The 19,036-nt window shown below is 48.0% G+C and carries 13 protein-coding genes, 1 riboswitch and 1 other annotated feature; of the genes, 4 read left to right on the plus strand and 9 right to left on the minus strand.

What is annotated here, in order from left to right; genetic code table 11:
• Nucleotides 1-40: 40 nt before the first annotated feature.
• The 9 genes from metH to QRD89_RS01375 form a co-directional block, all read right to left on the minus strand.
• On the minus strand, nt 41-3,496 hold the full coding sequence (metH, locus tag QRD89_RS01335; protein WP_286096141.1) for a methionine synthase: 3,456 nt from the start codon (nt 3,494-3,496) through the stop codon (nt 41-43).
• Nucleotides 3,477-5,336, minus strand: a complete 1,860-nt coding sequence (locus QRD89_RS01340; RefSeq protein WP_286096143.1) for a bifunctional homocysteine S-methyltransferase/methylenetetrahydrofolate reductase — start codon at nt 5,334-5,336, stop codon at nt 3,477-3,479. The genes metH and QRD89_RS01340 overlap by 20 nt, the downstream gene beginning before the upstream one ends.
• Nucleotides 5,323-6,519 (minus strand): cystathionine beta-lyase, encoded by a 1,197-nt coding sequence (gene metC, locus QRD89_RS01345; protein WP_286096144.1) that lies wholly within the window; start codon nt 6,517-6,519, stop codon nt 5,323-5,325. Before metC ends, QRD89_RS01340 begins: the two co-directional genes overlap by 14 nt.
• Nucleotides 6,516-7,634: a methionine biosynthesis PLP-dependent protein gene (locus QRD89_RS01350; protein WP_026578868.1), complete on the minus strand. Its 1,119-nt coding sequence runs from the start codon at nt 7,632-7,634 to the stop codon at nt 6,516-6,518. Before QRD89_RS01350 ends, metC begins: the two co-directional genes overlap by 4 nt.
• Nucleotides 7,635-7,718: 84 nt before the next feature.
• Nucleotides 7,719-7,829: riboswitch (SAM riboswitch) on the minus strand.
• 86 nt (nt 7,830-7,915) lie between these two features.
• On the minus strand, nt 7,916-8,362 hold the full coding sequence (locus QRD89_RS01355; RefSeq protein ID WP_026578869.1) for a DUF4385 domain-containing protein: 447 nt from the start codon (nt 8,360-8,362) through the stop codon (nt 7,916-7,918).
• Nucleotides 8,352-9,323 carry a glutaminase A gene (glsA, locus tag QRD89_RS01360; protein ID WP_026578870.1) on the minus strand — a complete coding sequence of 324 codons (972 nt, stop codon included), beginning with the start codon at nt 9,321-9,323 and terminating at the stop codon, nt 8,352-8,354. The genes QRD89_RS01355 and glsA overlap by 11 nt, the downstream gene beginning before the upstream one ends.
• Before the next feature lie 87 nt (nt 9,324-9,410).
• The gene (locus tag QRD89_RS01365) at nt 9,411-10,436 is read right to left on the minus strand and encodes a cytochrome d ubiquinol oxidase subunit II (protein WP_286096146.1); all 1,026 of its coding nucleotides are present in this window, start codon (nt 10,434-10,436) and stop codon (nt 9,411-9,413) included.
• Between the two features lie 18 nt (nt 10,437-10,454).
• Complete coding sequence (locus tag QRD89_RS01370; protein ID WP_008634856.1) at nt 10,455-11,789, minus strand: cytochrome ubiquinol oxidase subunit I; 1,335 nt, start codon at nt 11,787-11,789, stop codon at nt 10,455-10,457.
• A 68-nt stretch (nt 11,790-11,857) separates the two neighbouring features.
• A complete protein-coding gene (locus QRD89_RS01375; RefSeq protein WP_062515775.1) occupies nt 11,858-12,631 on the minus strand; it encodes a class I SAM-dependent methyltransferase in 774 nt (257 codons plus the stop codon).
• 201 nt (nt 12,632-12,832) lie between these two features.
• Nucleotides 12,833-13,057 (plus strand) — a binding site (T-box leader).
• Nucleotides 13,058-13,164: 107 nt separating this feature from the next.
• Here QRD89_RS01375 and ileS point away from each other — a divergent pair.
• From ileS to QRD89_RS01395, 4 genes are all read left to right on the plus strand, one after another.
• Nucleotides 13,165-16,254 (plus strand): isoleucine--tRNA ligase, encoded by a 3,090-nt coding sequence (ileS, locus tag QRD89_RS01380; protein WP_286096147.1) that lies wholly within the window; start codon nt 13,165-13,167, stop codon nt 16,252-16,254.
• Nucleotides 16,255-16,361: 107 nt separating this feature from the next.
• Entirely contained in the window at nt 16,362-16,775 is a 414-nt protein-coding gene (locus QRD89_RS01385; protein WP_008637621.1) for an RrF2 family transcriptional regulator, read from the plus strand.
• 123 nt (nt 16,776-16,898) lie between these two features.
• A complete protein-coding gene (locus tag QRD89_RS01390) occupies nt 16,899-17,606 on the plus strand; it encodes a nitroreductase family protein (RefSeq protein WP_008637623.1) in 708 nt (235 codons plus the stop codon).
• 163 nt (nt 17,607-17,769) lie between these two features.
• On the plus strand, nt 17,770-19,008 hold the full coding sequence (locus QRD89_RS01395; protein ID WP_286096148.1) for a multidrug effflux MFS transporter: 1,239 nt from the start codon (nt 17,770-17,772) through the stop codon (nt 19,006-19,008).
• Nucleotides 19,009-19,036: the final 28 nt, after the last annotated feature.

A 19,036-nucleotide genomic window follows, 5' to 3' on the forward strand; every position in this document is an offset into this window, starting at 1 on the left:
AAAATCCCGCAGCAAAGAAAGCTGCGGGATTTAATTATTTTTAATGGACGTTGAAATAACGCGCTTCCGGATGGGCGAAAACCATTGCCGTAACCGAAGCTTCCGGCTCCATCATGCATTCTTCGGTCAACTCGATTCCGATTTCCTCCGGTTGAATCAGCTTGAATAATTTACGCTGATCCTCCAGTTCCGGACAAGCAGGATAGCCGAAAGAGAAGCGCTGCCCTTGGTATTTAGCCGAGAAGCGTTCCTGCATGGTGAAGTCTGTAGGATCGGGAAATCCCCACTTATCACGCATCAGTTGGTGCACCTGTTCGGCGAGTCCTTCCGCCGTTTCCAGGGCGAGTGCCTGCACGGCATGACTCTCCAAGTATTTCCCTTCATCTTTCAATGCGGCTGCCCGCTTACGAATGCCTTTACCTGCTGTTACAGCGAAAAAGCCGACATAGTCCATTTCCCCGCTCGATACTGGTCTTAAATAGTCAGCCAGACACAGGTATGGTGCTTTCTCCTGGCGGGGGAAGGAGAAGCGTTCGATGATACGTCCTGGATTCTCCGGGTCGTAAATCAGGACATCGTCCCCGTCCGATTGCGCTGGGAAGAATTTATACATGGCGGCGGGCTGGACCCAGGCTTCCGCTTTCGCTTTTGAAAGCAGGCCGTCGACCACGCTCTTTAAGTGGAGGGCTTTCTCATTTTTCTCTTCGATTAGTTTCGAGAACCTTCCTTTTAATCCAAGGTGGTGGCCGATCAGCATCTGCATATTTATATAAGGCTCAATATGTGCTACTGGATGATTCCTTATGATGTGCTTGTTGAAATCATGCGGGTGATAGATTGGAACCGATGAGGAAACCGTCGACTTAGGTTTTGTTGCTACCGCTGTTGCCGTATTTCCCTGCGCCTGTGCCTCGGCTGCTTTGGATAGGGCAGCGGCCTGTTTCTGCGCATGATCATCAAGAAACGGAAGTCGTTTTTTCTCATCACTCAACTGGTTGGAAATGGATAGTCCGTCCATGGCGTCTTTGGCATACAAGACGGGCCCTTCATACTCCGGTGATATCTTCGTATGGGTGAATTTCCGTGAAAGTGCAGCTCCGCCAACAAGTATAGGAAGAGAAATGTTCTGCTGCTTCAAGTCCTGAGCCGTTAACACCATCTGCTGAGCCGACTTGACCAACAATCCGGATAAACCGATGATCGTCGGCTGTTCCCGCTTGATCTGCTCAATCAGTTCGACTGGAGTGACTTTAATACCCAGGTCGACTACTTCAAACCCATTGTTGCTCAATATGATCTCTACCAAGTTCTTGCCGATGTCGTGCACGTCTCCTTTTACGGTGGCGAGCAGCACTTTTCCTTTCTTGTTGGAGGAGTCCCCCTTCTCCATATGAGGCTCGAGGAAAGCGACAGATGCCTTCATGACTTCTGCACTCTGCAGCACTTCCGCGACGATCAGTTGGTTATCATTAAAGAGGCGGCCTACTTCCGCCATTCCTTCCATCAAAGGCCCGTTAATTACATCCAGAGGCGTTGGATATTCAGCGAGTGCCAATTCCAGGTCTGGAATTAATCCCTCTTTCGTTCCTTCTACGACATAGTGCGCGAGTCGTTCTGCTAATGTCATCGTCGATGTCGGTACTTTATTTTCTTTTTTCTTCCCGCGGTAGAAGGCTGTGAATGCGGCGAGAGTCTGCTCGTTCGTCTGATAGAGAAGCTCATCTGCAAGTTTGATTTCCGCCTCATTGATGGAAGCGAACCTTTCCAGCTTTTCGGTATTCACGATCGCGTAATCCAGTCCTGCTTTTGTACAGTGGTATAAATAAACCGCGTTTAGGACTTCTCTTCCGACAGGAGGCAGACCGAAGGAGACATTACTTACGCCAAGGACGGTCTGACAAAGGGGTAGTTGTTCTTTGATCAGTCGTATGCCTTCTATGGTTGCCTCGGCAGAACCGATGTATTGTTCATCTCCTGTACCGACAGGGAAGACGAGCGGGTCGAAAATGATGTCGCGCGGATCGATGGCATACTCTTTTACGAGGATGTCGTGCGAACGCTTAGCGATTTCCAGTTTTCTCTCCGCTGTAACAGCCATTCCGACCTCATCGATCGTTCCGACTACGAGAGCTGCACCGTACTGTTTGACAAGTGGGAGTACTTCTTTAAAGCGTTCTTCTCCGTCCTCCAGGTTGATTGAATTGATGATGACTTTCCCTTGGGAATATTTCAGTGCTTTTTCAATAACTTTAACATCGGTGGAGTCGATGACGAGTGGTACCTTTACTTTATTGACGACTTCCTTCATGAAGGCTTCCATATCTGTCACTTCATCGCGGTCCGGATCTGCGAGACAGATGTCGATGACCTGGGCACCTTTCTTAACCTGGGCACGGGCGATCTCGGACGCTTCTTCGAATTTTCCTTCTGCAATCAAACGTTTGAACTTACGGGAGCCGATAACGTTCGTCCGTTCTCCGACCAAGATGGGACGGTCGGCAGGGTCGTCATAAATCATCGGCTCTATTCCAGAGACGGCGTGCGGATGGGAATCCTTTCGTTCTCTCGGTTGATACGGTCGTACGGCATCGGCAATGGCCCGGATATGGTCCGGGGTTGTTCCGCAGCATCCACCGACAAGGTTCAGCCAGCCTTTTTCGGCGAAACCAGCGACCTTTTGGGCGAGTGATTCAGGCGTTTCGTGATAATTCCCTTCTTCATCGGGAAGCCCTGCATTCGGATAACAGCTTACCGCAGAAGTAGCAAGATCAGACAGAGACCGCAGATGATCACGCATGAATTCCGGACCGGTCGCACAATTGAGTCCGACGACGACAGGGTTCATATGCTCAAGGGAGAGATAAAATGCCTCGATGCTCTGCCCGGCAAGGGTGGTTCCCATCGGTTCAATCGTTCCGGAAATCAGAAGAGGAAGTTTCGTATTCGTAGCTTCACTTGCTTTCGTTATGCCGACGAATGCGGCTTTGACGTTGAGCATATCCTGAGACGTTTCTAAAAGCAGGAGGTCGACGCCGCCTTTGATAAGTCCTCGCGCCTGCTCCTCATATCCTTTGGCAAGCGCATCGAAAGTAGTGCCTCCCGTGACGGAGAGTGTCTTCGTCGTGGGTCCCATTGCGCCTGCAACAAATCGGGGACTGGTTTCCGATGAGAAGCGGTCGACAGCTTTCCTCGCAATTTTTGCGGCGGCGATATTTATTTCTTCAGCCAGATGCCCCAGATCATACTCATCAAGAACGAGGTCAGTCGCTCCGAAAGTGTTCGTCTCGATGATATCGGCACCAGCCTCCAAGTATTGGGTGTGAATCTTCTCCAACAGATCAGGGTACGTCAAATTCAAGTATTCATTGCAGCCCTCGTAGGCCTCTCCGCCAAAGTCTTCTGCGGATAAATCAGCATCTTGAATCATTGTGCCCATGGCTCCATCAAGAATCAGGATGCGTTTCTCCAACTGTTGTTCAAACCAAGTGGATGCCATCAGTGACCTTCCTTTCCCGTTGTGCGGTCTTTTCTTTAATGTAATTCGTTAATTCTACAGTCATTTCGTAGCGCAGAAATGGAGTAATTAAATAAATGCCGTTAAACAAATCCATAGCGGTGTCTATTAATGATTTTGCAATGCTGATGCCTTCGGCCTGAGCTTGTGTTTTGTCGGTTCCTGCTTGTTCCATTCTCGCAAGAATTTCAGGAGAAAGCTGAATTCCAGGCACTTCATTATGAAGGAATTCGGCATTCCGGGCGCTTGTTAACGGCATGATACCGATGTAGATGGGAGCTTCAATATGTTTCGTTGCTTCATAAACTTCTACGATCTGCTTATGATTGAATACAGGCTGGCTGATGAAGTAGTCTGCACCGTATTTCATTTTCTTTTCCATTCTTCCGACTGCCCTGTTCAAGTTCCGTACGTTCGGGTTGAAGGCTGCAGCGACAGAGAAGGAAGTACGTTCTCCAAGAGACTTACCAGAAAAGGAGATCCCTTTGTTGAGCTGCTTGATGTAATGGATCAAGTCGAAGGACGATAAATCATAGACCGATGTTGCACCAGGGAAATCGCCGATTTTCGTAGGATCGCCTGTCACAGCAAGCAACTGCTGAATGCCGAGCGTATGCAGACCCATTAAGTGGGACTGGAGGCCGATCAGGTTCCGATCCCGGCAGGCGATATGGACGAGCGGATCAACGCCGTACTTGGTTTTGATAATCGATGCCATCGTGTCATTGCTGATCCTCGGTGATGCAAGGGAATTGTCAGCAAGCGTAATGGAGTCAACACCCGCATCCTGAAGCGCTTTTGCTCCTTCAAGGAACTTATCCGTGTTCAGTTTCTTAGGAGGATCGAGCTCGACAATGATGGACCTTCCTCTTTTGGCGCGTTCATGTAAATGCTCCAAGTTCTTTTCCGGTGAGGACAAGGATACACCGTGCCCTTGTTTAACAGGAACTTCCTTCTTTCGAATCGGCTCTTTCCCTTTTACTGCAGCTGCAATCGCCTCGATATGTTCAGGGGTTGTTCCGCAGCACCCTCCGATCAAACGGGCTCCTTGTTGGTAGAGGGACTTTGCGCTTTTCTCAAAGTAATTCGGATCGGTCGCATAGACCAATCTTCCATCCTGGAAAGCAGGGAGACTAGCGTTCGGGTAGGCGGACAGGACGGCCTTATCGGGAAGGGGAACGTCTTCCAAAGATTGAATCATGTGATAAGGACCGAGGCGGCAGTTCACCCCGATAATGTCAGCTCCCTGCTGTTCTAATTGCTGAAGGGCGTCGGATAAGGAGGTGCCTTCTTGGAGAACGCCGGCTTCATGCATGGACACCTGCGCAATAATAGGCAGATCGGTTTCTTTTCGTGCAATCTCCAGCACTGCCTTCAACTCTTCCAAGTCGTAATACGTCTCCAGGAGAAGGCCGTCCACTTCTTCAAACAATAAACAATAAAGCTGTTCGCGGAAGCTGCGTTTGATTTCTTCCAGGCTGAAGCTCTGCTTCTGGACACCACGTATGCCGCCGATCGTTCCGACCACATAGGTTCCTTCATGAGCCGCTTGTTTTGCAAGTCGTACGGCAGCAGTGTTAATCTCTTTTACTTGTTCCTGCAGCCCGTAGCGTGTCAGTTTAATATAGTTTGCTCCATAGGTATTTGTCTGAATAACATCTGCACCGGCATTCACATAGGCGCGGTGAACGTTTAGAACTTCTTCAGAATGAGAGAGGTTCAGTTCTTCGAAGCAGCGATCAATACCATAGGAGTAGAGGAGGGTGCCCATAGCACCATCACCGATCAATGTTTTGTTCTGTAATGCTTCACGTAAGTTCATGGCTCGGCCTCCCATTCGTAGTAAATGCATATGGTTGAATCTGTTTGAGTGCTTGATAGAAATCAGCCAGCAGCTCTTCCGGGTTTTCCAATCCGACGGATAGGCGGAGCAGTCCATCGGTGATGCCGCGCTTTTCCCGTTCTGCTTTCGGCATGGCAGCATGAGACATGCGTGCAGGATAGGAGAGAATTGATTCTACTGCTCCGAGGCTCACCGCAAAGACAGGGATTTGTACCGCTTTGGTGAATTGTCGGACCGCATCTTCATCTCTTAATCGAAAAGAAAGTACCGCTCCCGCACCATCCGCTTGGTAGGAGTGGGTGGAACTGCCCGGATGACAGGAGAACCCTGGATAGTACACTTCTTCAATCAACGGATGCTTCTGCAGCTGCTCTGCAATTAGTTCCGCCGAGCGGGAAGACTGGGTGAGTCGTGTGTGCAGCGTCTTAAGGCCGCGAAGCACGAGCCAACAATCGTGTGCGCCCAAGATCGATCCGAATGAATTCTGCAAAAATCCTAAACGTTCAGCAATTTCAGGGCAGCCGGTAACAGCGAGACCAGCTACGACGTCACTGTGGCCTGCAATAAATTTTGTAGCGCTGTGAAGGACAAGATCGGCACCTAATTCTAACGGCCGCTGGAGGGCCGGTGTCATGAAGGTGTTGTCTACAAACGTCCAACATTCATTGGCTTTTGCGAGCTTCGTTACCGCCTGTATATCAGTGATCTTTAAGGTGGGATTGGATGGTGTCTCAATATAAAGAACCTTCGTGTTCGGTTGGATGGCTCGTGCCACTGCATCCAAGTCTGTCATATCGACAAATGTGTGATCGATCCCAAATCGATCGAGCACGTTGGTGACCATGCGGAACGTACCCCCGTACACATCTTCTGTAATGACGATGTGATCCCCTTGCGATAAAAGCATGAAAGAGGTGGAAATAGCGGCCATGCCGGATGCGAAGGCGAAGCCGTTGGTGCCGCTCTCCAGCCCGGCGATCGTGTCTTCCAAGGCTTTTCGTGTCGGATTGCCGGAACGACTGTAATCATAGTCGCCCGGTTGATCGAAATCCTGCTGGTGGAACGTGGATGCTTGGTTAATTGGAACACTGACGGCACCTGTCTGCGGATCAAATTTATAATCGCTGTGCAGTAGACGGGTTTGAATGGAATGGTCGGTCATTGTACAATCTCCTCCTTCAGTAAGCTGCTCAAGGTCTGTTCCAAATCTTCCAGTAAATCATCGATGTGCTCAATTCCTACAGAGAACCGAAGCAGACGGTTGCATACTCCGTATCCCGTGCGGATTTCTTCCGGTATATCCGCATGCGTTTGTGTAGCCGGATACGTAATAAAGCTTTCAACCCCCCCGAGACTTTCTGCAAAACATATCAAGTTCAGGCTGCGCAGAAACGGGTCGATCCACTGCTCATGCTGCAGACGGAAAGAAATCATTCCGCCTCGCCCCGGATAGAAGACGTCTGTTACCGCCGGATGCTCTTTTAAATAATCCACAACAGCTTTCGCGTTTGTTTCATGCTGCCTCATTCGCAGCGGAAGGGTCTTCATTCCGCGCATAAGCAGCCACGAATCAAGTGGGGAAAGGACGGCGCCGGATGTATTCTGATGGAACTCCAGCGTTTCATTGACCTGTTTTCCTTTACTGACAAGAATACCTGCAAGTACGTCGTTGTGACCCGCTAGATATTTGGTTGCGCTGTGGATGACGACATCCGCCCCTTCTTCCAGCGGTTTTTGCAGGACGGGAGTATAGAGCGTGTTATCGACAAGCAAAAGCAGGTCGTGTGCTTTTGCCAGTTTAGATACCTCTCGGATATCTGTCGTATGCATTAGTGGATTTGTCGGTGTTTCAATGTAAATCGCTTTGGTCTGATCGTTGATGTAAGCAGTCAAATTATCCAGCTCTTTGCTGTCACAGTAGTGGAAATTCAGGCCGTAGCGTTCTTTCATATGCTCGAAGAGTCGGTATGTCCCGCCGTATAGATCTTCTGAAACGATAATTTCGTCCCCTTGCTTAAATAGAGAAAGGGCCGTTTGGATGGCAGCCATTCCGGAACTGAAGGCGAACCCGGCTTCGCCGCCTTCGATATCAGCAATGGACTTCTCCAGAGCCTGCCTGGTCGGGTTTCCTGTCCGGGTATAATCGAAGCCTGTGGATTCCCCTAAGCCGGGATGACGGTATGCGGTAGAGAAATAAACAGGGGGATTTATCGCGCCTGTGGGCTCTTCTTTCTGGTTTCCAGTTTGGACGAATTTAGTATCAGTGTGCGGACACATGTGAACATTCCTCATTTCTAGTAATCTTGTATATAAATAAAAAAAGCCTTCTTAGATAAGAAGACTTTGACGTTTCCGTTCTTCTTCTTATCTTCCAAGTTGAATAGACAACTTGCTGGAGTTAGCACCTTTCTGGTTAGACCAGGGGTTGCTGAGGCTTCACAGGGCCAGTCCCTCTGCCTCTCTTGATAAGAGATTCAATTGTATAAATGTAAATGTTGTTGACTACTTTACACTACTCAGAAACTTTTGACAATATACCTTGTAGAAATTTTTTACTTTTATCCGTATTTTTCTTGGTGTCTCTTTTTTTGCTTCAGATACTCTTCATCTTCACGCACCAGCTTCCATTTTTCTTCAAAGATGCGTGCCGATTCCGCTTTTTCTTCATCGATCTGCCGTTCGTTCACCTTACCGTCATCGCCGTACTTTTTTCCGCCTTTATAATTGGCGTATCGTCTGGAGCGTGTGTATCCCATCTGGAGGAATTTACGGGCCATATCCATACCTACAATATCTTCTGCTTTCTTATATTCAAGGAATTGCTCATATATCTTCTCGGAAGATTCTTTAGCAATTTCCGGTGTTTTGAATCGCCAATTCGGCAGGATCTCACTCTTGTAAGGCTCGACAAGGAGGACCCCCTGCTCTCCTTTACCGACCCGGTACTTTTCCGGGTTTTCTTTGAAATTGATATGGTCGAAATCAAGATCGTAGTCAAACGCCATTATGTTCCTCCTCTGCATCTGTATTTTCCACCCCGAACATATTTAAGCCGAGATCTTTGGACAATTTTTTGATTAAGGCTCCGCCGGCTGTGCTGTTCCCCTTCTTATCAATGGCAGGCCCGACGACACCGATTCCCATCCGGCCGGGGACGGAACCGATGATGCTGCCGGATACACCGCTTTTGCAGGGGAACCCTGCTTCTACTGCATAGTGGCCGGATGAATTGTACATGCCGGAAGTCATCATGATCGCCTTCACAGTCCGAAGATGGTGGGGTGGGATCAGCCGCTCTCCGCTTGCGGGGTCTTCGCCGCCTTTTGCCAGAAAGAGTCCTACCTTCGCGAAGTCTGTACAGCACATCATGACTGCATTCATTCGGAAGTAAAGGTCGAGTGCTTCTTCTACATCTGTCACGAGTGTCCCGTTGCTTTGCATAAAGTATGCGAGAGATCGGTTTCTTGCTCCGTTGCCTATTTCTGCTTCGTAGACTTCTTCACTCATCTCCAGCTGATCATTACTTGTGATGCGGCGAAGGAAAGTAAGGTACCGGTCGAAGCGGGTTTCCGTATTCTGCCCCTTAATGAGAGAGGCGACAGCAATAGCTCCTGCGTTGATCATAGGATTAAACGGTTTGTGGGTCACATGTGATTCCAGTTGACTGATCGAGTTGAAGAAATCACCCATCGGTTCCATTCCTACGGTTTGGAAGACGCGGTCTTTCCCGAAATCCTGGAGGGCAAGCATGAGGCCGATGATTTTGGAAGTGCTCTGCATAGGAATGTGCTGATTGTCTCCACCGGCGGAATAGGACTCCCCGTGTGTTGTGAGGATGGAAACACTTAAGTGATCTTTGATTGTTTCATCGAAATGAGGAATGGTCATATTGACATTTCCATGGGAAGCGTACGGTTTGCTGTCTTCGATTGCTTCCTCTAAGTATTGATTGGTCAACTTCTTCATAGTTTCACCTCTCTTTGTCTCTATGTACCCCGTACGGTCCTAAGGATAACGATATAAAAAAGAACGGCAGCTTAAGCTGCCGCTCTTCTATTCCTGTTTCAAGTAACGGCGGTCTTTCAGGAACAAGCGCCAGAACAGGATGAAAGCAGGAATCAGAATTCCGAATCCAATACCGTAGACGACAAGCATCTGATAGAAGATGTCCGGATTTGTGAATCCTTCTTCTATAGTCAAATCAGGATAAATCAGATAGGGGAGGTGCGCATTGCCATAGGCATAGATAGCGATGCCGTATTGAATGATGATCGCAAGGACGGCAAGTCGTGATCGTCCACGCTGTCCATTCTTCCGGCGGATGAACAAAAATGTATAGCCGATCAGGAAGAAAAGAACAGATAATCCGAACGTAAACCAGTTCGCCTGGATATTGTCAACGATCCATGCCGCCTCTTCCGGGAAGGTACCGATGGTCAACATGGCCACGGCAATACTGACCGGTCCAAGCCAAATGGCATGCTTCCGGAACGTGTGATACGCCTTCCAATCGTCTGCCTCTTTTGCATAATCCATCAAGAAGACGGCCGAGATGAATAATTCGGTCGTCAACCCGAAAGCGATATGCATATATAAAGTAGGGTGGGACAGAAGCTCTCCATAATGGAGGCGGGGGTAATCATTATCGAAGTCGATGAATCCTCCTAATGTGATAGGGAGGATACTGACGAGCAGCGCAGGAATGATCAACCCTGTGAATCCCGATGTGATACGAAGCGTATTCTTAAATCGATCGGTATGGTGCTGAAAAACCATGAACGTCGTTCGGATGGTCAAGAGCAAAATACCCAGAGCGACCGGGACGAGCAGAATACTTCCTAAGAGCGTCGTTGCAAATGGGAAGAAGGTTACAACGGAGACAACGAAAATGACGAGAAAAACGTTGGTTACTTCCCATGTCGGTGATAAGAACCGGTTGGCAATCTGAGAGGCGCCGGTTTGCCTGCTCTTACTGTAAATCATTCCCCAGAAACCGGCCCCGAAGTCGAGGGAACCCAGCATAGCGTAGACAAATAGTAAACTCCATAAGATAGTAACCGCCAATGTAGATGCTTCCATTACTCATCCCTCTCCTTTCTAAGTGGTTTCTGAAGGTTCCAGATCTTTGGTCACTGGATGCTTCTTGAAATAATAACGAAGGACGAAGCCGGTGACGAACAACAGGGTGATATAGAGCGTAATGAATAAATAGAACAGAAATCCGACACTGCTGGATTTTGTCGCCGCATCCCCGGTCCGGAGTACATCGGTAATGGTCCAAGGTTGTCTTCCTATACAGCTGAAGCACCAACCGCTCTCAATTGCAATCATTGCAAGGGGACCGCTTACGACGAACAAAGCGAGAAGCCAGCTCGGGAACTCCCGCTTGAGAACATGCTTCCAGAAAAGGGCGATCATCGCTACAAATATCAAGACGCTGCCGATTCCCACCATGACATTAAAAAGGATGTGGACGTATAAAGGGGGCCACAATTCTTCCGGCCATTCGTTCAATCCCATGACTTCCGTGTCAAATCGGTCTCCTGCAAGAAAACTTAGACCGCCGGGTATTTCAATGGCATATTTGACCCGCTCTTCAGCTGCCGATGTATATCCACCGATCGAAAGCGGTGCGTAGCGGGTCGTTTCAAACAAACCTTCTGCTGCTGCAAGCTTGCGTGGATTATTTTCATATAATACTTGGGCTGTTTCGTGTCCGTTAATCGCTGTGGCGAGAGAAGTAAGAGCACCGAAGTAGATGGCGATCATCAGCGCTTTCTTATGGTATTTTCGTTCTTTTAATGAAATGTTTTTCCTCATGAGACGCAAAGCGGCAATGGAAGCTACTAAGAAAGCTACGGTCATATATGCGGATAGGGTCGTGTGAATCGCGGTCACTCCGAAACTCGGATTGAAGAAGGCCGCCCATGTGTCCACATCCGTCACTTCGCCGTCCGGTGTAATACGGAAGCCGGCTGGAGTGTTCATCCACGCATGCACGTCTGTGATGAGAATCGCTGAAGCGGTCGCTCCAAGAGCTACGAATATAATACTGGTAAGTCTTAAGGAAGGCGGGAGTCTGTCCGCTGCATACAAATAGATCGACATGAATACTGCTTCAATAAGAAACGCAAAGATTTCCATTTGGAACGGCAAGGCAATTACCTGCCCGACAATCTCCATGAAATCAGGGAACAGCAAAGAAATCATGACACCGACAATTGTCCCTGAGGCGATGGAAACAGCGAGAAGAATCGCGAATCCTTTTGTCCACCTGCGTGCCATCAATGCGTAGTCAGAATCTTTCTTTATAAAGTAAAGCACTTCTGCGATGATGATCATGACTGGCAGCCCGACCCCGATCGTCGCATAGATGATGTGAAACCCAAGCGACGTTCCGAACAAGGCTCTGGCCATTACAACGACATCCATTCCAATCCCACCTCACTAGTCATCAATACTCCGCTTATTTTTCCTAGGAGGAGGAAGTTTATACACTGTCAGGAACTTTTTGCTCCGACAACCATCCATTCGTCAATGGAGAAAGAATCGACATGACCTTCCGATGTTTGGATGGAGAAGTACTGCTTAGTAGAGGCGGGGGCCGTCATCATATAAGCTTCTACCTGATTCTGAATGGAACGATCCGAACATGTTCGTTCCACCCAGTCACGGAAAGGAAGGGTTTTTTGTTTAAGGCTTTCTTTCTTAATGAGGAAGCCCTCATGAAGGAGCCATTGCTTCCACTCGGATATTTTCCAGGCCCGGACGTGGCTGTCATCTCTCCATTGTTCAAACGTATTATAGAAACGGTCAAGCTCTTCCTTATCCGGAGCCGTGTTATCGATCATCAGAAACGTACCGCCCGGCTTCAATACCCGATAACACTCTTTAATATAAGACAGCGGTTCAGGGAAGTGGTGGGCGGCAATCCTGCATGTGACGGCATCAAAGCTTTCATCGAGGAAAGGGAGCTGTTCGGCATCTGCGACGATATACTCAATATTTTCCAGGTGCTGCAAGTGAGAAGCTGTGTTCTCGAGCATCGCCTTCGTAAGGTCGGTGGCATAGACGGTCTGGACGTATGGAGACAAGGTCCTTGCTACATGGCCGCCGCCGGTTGCAATATCTAGCACTTTCCACGAACGAAGGGGAGAGAGTTGATGAATTAACTCCTGTAAGTCACCAGCATTATTATGCGTCTTGCTTTGTACATACGATTCTCTACTACGCGTGAAGTTTCTTTTTACCCGGTCTTTTCTGTCCTCTGTCATCTTCATTCCTTCTTTCTATATTCATTTGATTACATTTATTGTATAAGAATAAAACAGAGGCTGGTAATACCGTTTTATTATGGAGGGGAATAAGAAATGCTTATTCTGCAGCAGGTATAGGATCGGGAAAAGTGGGCGATGATGGGAGGAACAACCTTTTGACATCCGAAAGATTCCCATGTACTATATGGAGAAGATACGTATAATTCGTTGACGAGAAGAGTAGGCGTGATATGCTGCCTTTAGAGAGTCGCTGGCTGGTGGGAAGCGATGGCAGGTTCAGCTGAAGATCATCTCCGAGAAGTACTGCTGAAATGTTCAGAGTAAGCAGGACCGGCAGACGACCGTTACCCGTTGTGATTACCGAGTGCCGCAAGAATACTTGCGGAATATGGGTGGTACCGCGGATTCCAATCCGTCCCTGTTTTTCTAGTAGAAGCAGGGGCGGATTTTTTAATGCTTTCTTATAGTGGTCATACGCTTCTGGTTAGGGATTGTCATGTTAAATAAAAAAAGGGTAAGAGGTGGAAGGAATGCGTAGTGTTAATACGAAAGAAGCGGCTCTCGACCGTGAGAATCGCGTCAAAGATTATTGGAACAGGGAAGATGTCTTCCGTCGCTCTATGAGTGAACGGGAAGGAAACGAGACGTTTGTCTTTTATGAAGGACCTCCGACAGCGAATGGTCTTCCGCACGCCGGACACGTCCTCGGCCGTGTCATCAAAGACTTCATCGGCCGTTATAAAACGATGCAGGGCTATCAGGTCCTTCGTAAAGGCGGGTGGGATACCCACGGTCTCCCGGTAGAACTCGAAGTCGAGAAACAACTGGGTATTTCCGGAAAGCAGCAGATCGAAGAATACGGGGTAGAGAAATTCATTGAAGAGTGTAAGAAGAGCGTCTTCAACTATGAAAAGCAATGGCGTGAATTCACAGAATCAATTGGATACTGGCTTGATATGGATGATCCTTATGTTACCTTGCAAAACCGTTATATCGAGAGCGTATGGAACATCCTGAGTGATCTTCATAAACGGGACCTTTTGACGAAGGGTCACCGTGTAACGCCTTACTGCCCTAGCTGCCAGACGACATTGAGCTCTCATGAAGTAGCACAAGGATATGAAGACGTCAAAGACCTTTCGGCCACGGCGAAATTCAAAGTCAAAGGGTCCGAGAATGAGTTCTTCCTTGGTTGGACGACGACTCCATGGACGCTTCCTGCCAACGTGACGCTTGCCGTCCATCCGGATTTGGACTATCTCAAAGCGGAACAAAACGGGGAAGTATATATCGTTGCCGAAGCATTAGCTGAGAAAAACCTTGGGGAAGAATATAACGTTCTTTCCAAACATAAAGGAAGCGAATTCGCTGGGACGGAATATCATGCACCATTTCCGTTTGTGAAGCCGGAACGAGGACACTTCGTAGTGGAAGCGGGCTTCGTTAACGCGGAAAGCGGTACGGGTGTCGTTCACATCGCTCCTGCCTACGGAGAAGATGACTACAACTTAGTGAAAGAACACAACTTGTCCTTCTTCAACGTTGTTGATGGTCAAGGACGTTATACGGAGGATGTACCTCCATTTGAAGGTCGTTTCGTTAAAGACTGCGATGTTGATATCGTCAAATACCTGGCCAATGAAGGTCTTCTTTTCCATAAAGAGAAATATGAGCACAGCTATCCGCACTGCTGGCGCTGCGACTCTCCGTTGCTTTACTATGCAATCGAGAGCTGGTTTATTAAAACGACAGAAATGAAGGATAAATTCCTGGAGAATAACCAGCAGGTCGAATGGCATCCAGAGCATATCAAGGATGGTCGTTTCGGTAACTTCCTTGAGAATATGGTGGATTGGAACATCGGCCGTAACCGTTTCTGGGGAACACCGCTTCCAATCTGGATCTGTAATTCCTGCGATCACCAATATGCTCCGAACAGCCAGGCAGATCTTCAAGAAAAAGCAATTGGTGATATCGGGGATGTAGAGCTTCACAAACCGTACGTGGACCGCGTTCAATTGACATGTGAGAAGTGTAACGGGACGATGAACCGTGTGCCGGAAGTCATTGATGTTTGGTTTGACAGTGGCTCTATGCCGTTTGCACAACAGCACTATCCGTTCGAGAACAAAGATCAATTTGAGAAGCAGTTCCCTGCTGATGTCATCTGTGAGGGAATTGACCAGACACGCGGCTGGTTCTACAGTCTGCTCGCTGTATCCACTCTGTTCACAGGTAAAGCGCCGTACAAACGCGTCCTCTCCACTGGTCACATCCTGGATGAGGAAGGCCGTAAGATGTCGAAAAGTAAAGGGAACGCCCTTCACCCGATGGATATTGTCAATAAGTTCGGAGCGGATGCTTTCCGTTGGGCGCTGCTTGCTGATAGTGCACCTTGGAACAACAAGCGCTTCTCGGAACGTGTCGTCATTGAGGCGAAATCGAAAGTTATCGATACACTTGTCAATACACACGCATTCTACACGTTGTATGCGAACATCGACGGCTACGAATATAACGAAAAGGAAACAGGAGAGAAAACCCTTCTTGACCGCTGGGTGCTTTCCCGCCTGAACAGTGTGACGGTTGTCGTCAATGAAGCTTTGGATGCTTATGACTTTACAAAAGCAGCGAAAGCGCTGGAGAAGTACATTGATGAGGTCAGTAACTGGTATATCCGTCGTTCCCGTGATCGCTTCTGGGAAGAGGGAATGACAGAGTCCAAAAAGGCCGCTTACCATACGCTTCACGAAGTATTGGTACAGCTAAGCCAATTGATGGCACCATATACACCATTCCTGGCTGATGATATTTATCATAACTTGACGGGTGGAAGCGTCCACCTCGCTTTCTTCCCGAAAGTGGATGAATCCGTTATGAATACACAGCTGGAAGAGGACATGGATGCTGTATTGCAGGTAGTTGAGCTTGCACGTGGAGTCCGTAACACAGAAGCTATTAAGACGAAGCAGCCTTTGTCTGAGCTAGCGGTCATTCCGGTTAATCCAGAGAAAGGAAAAGCTTTGGAAGAATACAGCTCCATCATCCGTGATGAAATCAATGTGAAGGATGTGGTAGTGAAGCAATCTTCTGAAGATCTGGTCCGTTATGACGTGAAGCTGAACTTCCGTGCTGCCGGTCCGGTGCTTGGAAAGAATGTCGGTCTTGTCAAAGGCTTCCTCGAGAAAATGTCCGAGGAGGAAGCAGCTCAAGTAGTACGGGAAGAGAAAGTCCTCGTTCCTACGGCGGATGGTGATGTGGAAGTGACGATGGATTTACTGAACGTAGAACGTGTCGCAGACGCAGGGCTGTCTATGGGATCGAACCAGGACTTCCATGTCGTTCTTGATACAACGATCACGGATGAACTTCGTTTGGAAGGTCTTGCTCGTGAAGTCATCCGTGCCATTCAGGATGAGCGGAAGAAGCAGGACCTCCCGATTGACCTTCGTGTCAATATCGCGTTGAGCGGGGATGCGGATGTTCAACAAGCCATCAAACAGAACGAATCGTTAATTCGTGAGAACGTACTTGTCAATGAATTGAACATGAAAGAACAAGAAGGTATGAAAGAGTACACCGTAGGAGAGAACCAGCTTAAACTCTCTATTCAGCAATAAAGAAAAAGCCCGGGGCCGTCCCCGGGCTTTTTCCAATTATACCGGCGGTTTTTTTGACTTTTGTGCATAGCTGTTTCAAAATAAGGGGTAGGTAAAGAGGTGAGACAATGGCGGAGAAAGTATCAAGTATTAAGTGGTTCGGGATGGCTTTGAAAGCACTGATTGTCCTTGCAAGTAACGAAGGGTTGTGCCCAAGCGGTAAGCTTGCTGAGAAGCTGGAATCCAAATCCGTTTTTCTTAGAAAAATATTGACCCATTTAGTAAAAGCCGAATTGATTCAGGCGAAAGAGGGACGAGATGGTGGTTATTCCCTAGTGAAGCGTCCAGAAGAGATTAAACTATCGGAAATCTATGAAGCGGTGAAGGCGGAAACGATTCCGAAAGATCTATTTGAAACGGACAGCAAAGATTGCTTCGTTCCGGAAACGCAGCTGACATTATCTGAACTAAGGGATGATATGGAAGACTGGATTCTGAATGGTTTGAGCGATCGAACGCTGGCAGACTATATAAAGCGGTAAAAAACGAGGCGGATAAGCCCTCGTTTTTTTTATACTTTAACAAGCAACTGTAATTGACAAAAGAACAGTTAAAAGATTATACTGTTCTTGTATTAAATACAGTTAATGAAGGAGATATATACAATGTCTGAAAAAACAATGAGTAAAGAAGATTACCTAAATAAAGCAAAGGATATGGGTCCGTCCAATGCAGCGCCGAAAGAACTGCCGGATACGGACTTCCTGACGGTGGCAAAAGAGCGCCGTTCCGTCCGCCACTATGATGCGGATTACAAAATAGACCGTGAAGAAATCAAGGAAATTTTGGAGACTGCTTCTCTTGCTCCTTCATCCAGTAACCTGCAGCCATGGCGCTTTCTGATTATTGAAGACCAGAAGGAGAAGGAACGTCTGCTTCCTATCGCTAATAATCAGCAGCAAATTGTAGACGCTTCTGTCGTAATCGCTGTGTTGAGCGATCGTAACGCCTATGAGAATGCTGGTCGTATCTATAATCAAATTGCAGAAAAAGGAAACATGCCGGAAGATGTGAAAGAGATGTACGTAAACAGCATCTATGACACGTACGGAAACTTTCCGCAGGAGCGCTTGACGAAGATTGCCAATATCGATGGCGGAATTATTTCCAACCAGCTTATGCTGGCTGCGAAAGCCAAAGGTTATGATACCGTTCCGATGGGAGGATACGATGTAGATCAATTCATGGAAGCTTTCCATGTGCCGGAAAACTTTGAATCTATCATGTTGATTTCTCTTGGTAAAGGAACAAAAGCAGGATTTGAGAAAACACGCCTGCCGATGGAAGACATTATGGAATGGAACCGTTATTAATCCTTGAGTAAAAAAGAAAACCGGATGCCCTCATGTGAATAGGGGGGCATCCGGTTTTTTGTATATGCCGGCAAATAAGGAGAGGGAAAGCAGGATATGCTTGACTCTCCAGTGGATGGAGACATTATGATGGAAAACATTATGTGAAAGAAGGTGTTGTACCATGGCACATGCAGAAGTGCGTGACCATCCTATTTTCTCTCGGTCTTATTTGTACGTATATATTGTTATTCTAGGTTCTTTGAGTGCATTCGGACCACTAACGATCGATATGTACCTGCCGGCCCTGCCGACACTTGCTGATGATCTCGGCACGAGCGCGTCCATTGCTCAGCTGAGCCTGACTGCCTGTTTGATTGGTCTTGCTCTCGGTCAGTTGTTTGTCGGACCATTCTCTGATGCTAAGGGGCGGAAAGGTCCTCTCGTTTCGGCTCTGGTGATCTATACCAGTTCATCGCTGCTGTGTATGTTCGCTGGATCTGTCTGGGTGTTTATCGCCCTGCGTTTTGTCCAAGGTCTCTCCGGTGCAGCAGGTATGGTTATTTCCCGCGCCAGCGTGCGTGATTTGTTCTCCGGTCCGGAATTGACGAAGTTCTTTTCCCTGCTAATGCTTGTCAACGGTCTTGCGCCGATACTGGCTCCTGTTGCAGGGGGACAGTTACTCACAGTCATGTCCTGGCGAGGAGTCTTTGGCGTTCTGGCGGTTCTCGGTGCACTCATGTTTCTGGCGGTTCTCTTTGGACTTAAGGAAACACTGCCGGATACCAATAAAAAATCAGGTGGATGGAAAGAGGCGGTCTCAACATTCGGACTCCTGTTGAGAGATCGTATATTTACCGGCTATATGCTTACGCAAGGGTTCGTAATGGGATCGATGTTTGCTTATATTTCAGGATCCACGTTCGTCCTTCAGGATATATACGGTCTCTCCCCGCAAATGTTCAGTCTGGTATTTGCGATTAATGGATTTGGTCTGATCATCGCCACACAAGTCACAGGTCGACTTGCCGGTAAGATAAAGGAGAGCAGTCTGCTGCGATATGGTCTGGTGCAGGCGGTAGCCGGTGGGTTAGCATTGTTCCTTGCAATCTTTCTGTCCCTGTCCGTAATTTTTATGTGTGTTGCTTTGTTCCTGGCTGTTTCAAGCGTAGGTATTATCAATACGACGGTCTTTTCCCTTGCTATGGAAACGCAGGGGGAGCAGGCTGGCAGTGCATCCGCTCTGCTGGGGCTGCTGCCTTTCTTGATTGGAGCCGTAGTTTCCCCGCTTGTTGGGCTTGGGGACGGAACATCAGGGATGCCCATGGCTCTGGTAATCATCATTTGTGAACTGATTGCCGCTGCTGCTTTCCTGATTTTCGTTCGTCCGGCTGAGAGTAGTAAAGAGAGAACATCCGAATAAAGAAAACAACAATCCCCTGAACAACTGT

The sequence above is a fragment of the Halobacillus sp. ACCC02827 genome (assembly GCF_030291935.1).
Taxonomy (GTDB): Bacteria; Bacillota; Bacilli; order Bacillales; family Halobacillaceae; genus Halobacillus.

Coding starts and splice junctions, on each gene's coding strand:
- QRD89_RS01395 (WP_286096148.1), top strand. CDS start 17,770: ATGGCACATGCAGAAGTGCGTGACCATCCTATTTTCTCTCGGTCTTAT.
- QRD89_RS01350 (WP_026578868.1), bottom strand. CDS start 7,634: ATGTGTCCGCACACTGATACTAAATTCGTCCAAACTGGAAACCAGAAA.
- QRD89_RS01385 (WP_008637621.1), top strand. CDS start 16,362: ATGGCGGAGAAAGTATCAAGTATTAAGTGGTTCGGGATGGCTTTGAAA.
- QRD89_RS01370 (WP_008634856.1), bottom strand. CDS start 11,789: ATGGATGTCGTTGTAATGGCCAGAGCCTTGTTCGGAACGTCGCTTGGG.
- metH (WP_286096141.1), bottom strand. CDS start 3,496: ATGGCATCCACTTGGTTTGAACAACAGTTGGAGAAACGCATCCTGATT.
- QRD89_RS01375 (WP_062515775.1), bottom strand. CDS start 12,631: ATGACAGAGGACAGAAAAGACCGGGTAAAAAGAAACTTCACGCGTAGT.
- QRD89_RS01340 (WP_286096143.1), bottom strand. CDS start 5,336: ATGAACTTACGTGAAGCATTACAGAACAAAACATTGATCGGTGATGGT.
- glsA (WP_026578870.1), bottom strand. CDS start 9,323: ATGAAGAAGTTGACCAATCAATACTTAGAGGAAGCAATCGAAGACAGC.
- QRD89_RS01355 (WP_026578869.1), bottom strand. CDS start 8,362: ATGGCGTTTGACTACGATCTTGATTTCGACCATATCAATTTCAAAGAA.
- metC (WP_286096144.1), bottom strand. CDS start 6,519: ATGACCGACCATTCCATTCAAACCCGTCTACTGCACAGCGATTATAAA.
- QRD89_RS01365 (WP_286096146.1), bottom strand. CDS start 10,436: ATGGAAGCATCTACATTGGCGGTTACTATCTTATGGAGTTTACTATTT.
- ileS (WP_286096147.1), top strand. CDS start 13,165: ATGCGTAGTGTTAATACGAAAGAAGCGGCTCTCGACCGTGAGAATCGC.
- QRD89_RS01390 (WP_008637623.1), top strand. CDS start 16,899: ATGTCTGAAAAAACAATGAGTAAAGAAGATTACCTAAATAAAGCAAAG.